Origin of the sequence: Prosthecobacter sp., assembly GCF_029946185.1 — a bacterium.
Classification (GTDB): Bacteria; Verrucomicrobiota; Verrucomicrobiia; order Verrucomicrobiales; family Verrucomicrobiaceae; genus Prosthecobacter.
This window is the reverse complement of record NZ_JAQSEA010000238.1, coordinates 1-3,061: the sequence shown is the minus strand read 5'-3', so window position 1 is coordinate 3,061 and position 3,061 is coordinate 1. Positions and strand designations below refer to the sequence as shown.

Here is a 3,061-nt window from a genome sequence, read left to right as displayed (position 1 = left end):
GCGACGGCGACAAGAAGCGTTACTCCGGCAAGGGCGTGCTCAAGGCCGTCGATGCGGTGAACAATGAACTCGCTGACGCCCTCATTGGCGCAGACGCTCTGGATCAGGTCGGCATCGACAATGCGATGCGTGAAGTCGATGGCACCAAGACCAAGGCCAAGTGCGGCGCAAACGCCATCCTCGGCGTCTCCCTCGCCGTCGCCAAGGCCGCCGCCATCACCCTCGGCCAGCCCCTTTACAAATACATCGGCGGCCCGAACGCCAAGGTGCTCCCGGTGCCGATGATGAACATCATCAACGGCGGCGCGCATTCCGATGCCCCGATCGATTTCCAAGAGTTCATGATCATGCCAAAAGGCGCGCCTTCGTTCTCCGAAGCGCTGCGTTACGGCTCCGAAGTCTTCCACGCCCTCAAGAAGATCCTGCACGATCTGGGCCTCAGCACCGCCGTCGGTGACGAAGGTGGCTTTGCCCCGACGCTGAAGAGCGCGGACCACGCCCTCGAAGTCATCGCCCAGGCCGTGGACAAGGCCGGCTACAAGCTCGGTGAAGACATCTTCATCGCCCTCGACTGCGCCGCCTCCGAATTCTACGACAAGGCCAAGAACAAGTATGTCTTCAAGAAGTCCGACAAGTCCGAGCGCAGCGCCGCTGAACTCGTGGCCTACTACGCCGAACTGAAGAAGAAGTTCCCGATCATCTCCATCGAAGACGGCTGCGCCGAAAACGACTGGGACGGCTGGGGCATCATCACCAAGGAAATGGGCAGCAACACCCAGATCGTGGGCGACGACCTCTTCGTGACCAACGTCGAATTCCTCCAGAAGGGCATCGACCTCGGCGTGGCAAACTCCATCCTCGTCAAGGTGAACCAGATCGGTTCCCTCACCGAGACCCTCGACGCCGTCGATCTCGCCCACCGTCATGGTTACACCGCCGTCATGAGCCATCGCTCCGGTGAAACCGAAGACTACACCATCGCTGACCTCGCCGTCGCCACAAACTGCGGCCAGATCAAGACCGGCTCCATGAGCCGCAGCGACCGCATCGCGAAGTACAACCAGCTTCTGCGCATCGAGCAGGAACTCGGTGAAAACGCCATCTTTGGTGGCCGCATGAAAGTCTAATCCGACCCTATGAACTACCGAGAAGTGCGCGCATCCGAACCCCAGTCACCCTGGGAAGGCTGGGTGCGCGCATTCCTCAAGCTCGGCCGCTTCATCCTGCTGCTGCTGATTGTACCCGTGGTGTATGTGTGGTGCGAGAATCCCATCGACACGCAGAACGCGATGCGGGTGAAGCTCGAGCAGCTCAAAGAGCAGCGCGACGTGCTGCAGTCCGACCGCGACAAACTCCTGCGCCGCATGGAGTGGATCAAAAACGACAACGCCTACCTCGAAATGGCCGCCCGTGACCGACTGCATTTGCAGAAGGAAGGTGAGTTTGTGTTGAGGTTCTGATCGCCGCAACGCGGTGATGATGAAGCGTCAGGAGGTCAAGAGCCGCCGCTGAAGTGGAATCGTGCCTTGGGCTCTGCACTTTAGCGAAGGAGGCTCGCGCTTGAACACTGGGCGGGGTTTCAAGTTTTAAGGTCTCAAGTTACAAGTGGCTCCGCCGCGCACGGCAGCATGGGGTCATGAGGCCGACATCGTGGCTCGTCATCGTCTCGATTCTAAGGCTCCGCCGTGCCACGGCGCCCTTAGCCCCTCAGGTTTGGGAATATTCGACGTAGCGAGAGCGTTGAGGGATCAGGATGATCCCTCTCCTGAGCGCGCTTGCCGGAATCTCCGCATCAAAACCACACAACAAAAAAGCCAGACGGTCTCCCGCCTGGCTGTTTCGAATGTTCTAAAAAAGACCGGTATTACTCGGCGTTTTCTTCGACGTAGCGGACGACGTCGCCCACGGACTGAAGCTTCTCAGCCTCTTCGTCAGGGACGTCGATGCCGAATTCTTCTTCAAATGCCATCACCAGCTCGACGGTGTCGAGGGAGTCGGCACCGAGATCTTCGATGAACTTAGCTTCCTGGGTGACCTGCTCGGGATTCACGCCAAGCTGTTCAACGATGATGTCTCTAACTTTTTCTGTGATGTTTTCAGCCATAGATTGGGGGTGTTGGGATGGGGCGGAGCTTTAGCGGCTGCGTTTACTTTGGCAAGGGGAAAATCCCGCCTTTTTCAAACTCAAACAGGTGCCATTATTTTTCCACCTCGGCTGTTGCGGTTTCGGTGCTCGCAGATTCGCTGACTTTTTCGATCAATTCGCCGCTGAAACAAGCCAGCAAACGCTCCAGAATCTTGTCTGTGCCGCCGTATTTGAGATCGTCAAACACGGCACGTTTTTCTGCACCGCCCTGCTTGCGGTACCACGCATACGCGAGGCCCTTGTGCTCCCACTTGCGCTTGTCCACGCGAAACACATCGGCATAGCGAATCTGCAAGCCCTCAGGCGTCACCCAGTGGTCAGCCTCACCACGCAGCACCTTGCCACGATTCAGCAGGATCAGGAAGCCCGCGATCAGCGCACCCGCAAGGCAGCCGTAGACATAATAAAACTGCTCGTCGATCTCACGCTGGCTGTAGAGCTTCGGCTCTTCCTCCCAGCCGTTCTTCGCGGCGTAGCTTTTCCAGCGCGGTGAATCGCCGTCCACGCCCGTGGGCATGCCCTTCGCCTTGGCATCCGCAATCCACTGCTCCATGCGCCCCTCTTTCTTGGCGGCTTCAAACGAAGGCAGGAACTCCTTCGTAAACTTTTCCTTCTCCTGCGCGATTGCCACCACCTTGGGATAGCCCCAGACGCCGTCGTAGAGAAACACGAGCCCAAAAACCAGGAACAACCCGGCCAGCATGCCCATGCGGCGGTAATACCAGGATGTAACGCGGCAGAGGATGGGCTCCGAGGCCGATGCGGGGGAGATGGGGGCGGTTTCCATGAGCGGTTGATTCAATCGCAGGCTCGCGGGAAGGCAACACGGGATTTTGTGTGACAAACTACGCGCAGTTTTGCAATCCACTCACACTTCCCAAGAGGCTATGAGATGCGTATTCAATGGCAACCCCA

4 protein-coding genes are annotated in these 3,061 nt (G+C 58.3%); 2 read left to right on the top strand and 2 right to left on the bottom strand.

Translation table 11 applies throughout. The features are described from left to right. Together eno and PSV43_RS19795 are read left to right on the top strand one after the other, a co-directional pair. On the top strand, positions 1–1,127 hold a 1,127-nt coding region (gene eno, locus PSV43_RS19800; protein ID WP_300201582.1), incomplete at its 5' end, for a phosphopyruvate hydratase. A gap of 9 nt (positions 1,128–1,136) precedes the next feature. Beyond that, a complete protein-coding gene (locus PSV43_RS19795) occupies positions 1,137–1,460 on the top strand; it encodes a septum formation initiator family protein (protein ID WP_300201579.1) in 324 nt (107 codons plus the stop codon). Positions 1,461–1,864: 404 nt separating this feature from the next. Here the strand turns inward: PSV43_RS19795 and PSV43_RS19790 are convergent, their stop codons facing one another. Continuing rightward, complete coding sequence (locus PSV43_RS19790; RefSeq protein WP_294399132.1) at positions 1,865–2,104, bottom strand: acyl carrier protein; 240 nt, start codon at positions 2,102–2,104, stop codon at positions 1,865–1,867. 94 nt (positions 2,105–2,198) lie between these two features. After that, a complete protein-coding gene (locus tag PSV43_RS19785; protein WP_300201574.1) occupies positions 2,199–2,933 on the bottom strand; it encodes a hypothetical protein in 735 nt (244 codons plus the stop codon). Positions 2,934–3,061 lie beyond the last annotated feature (128 nt).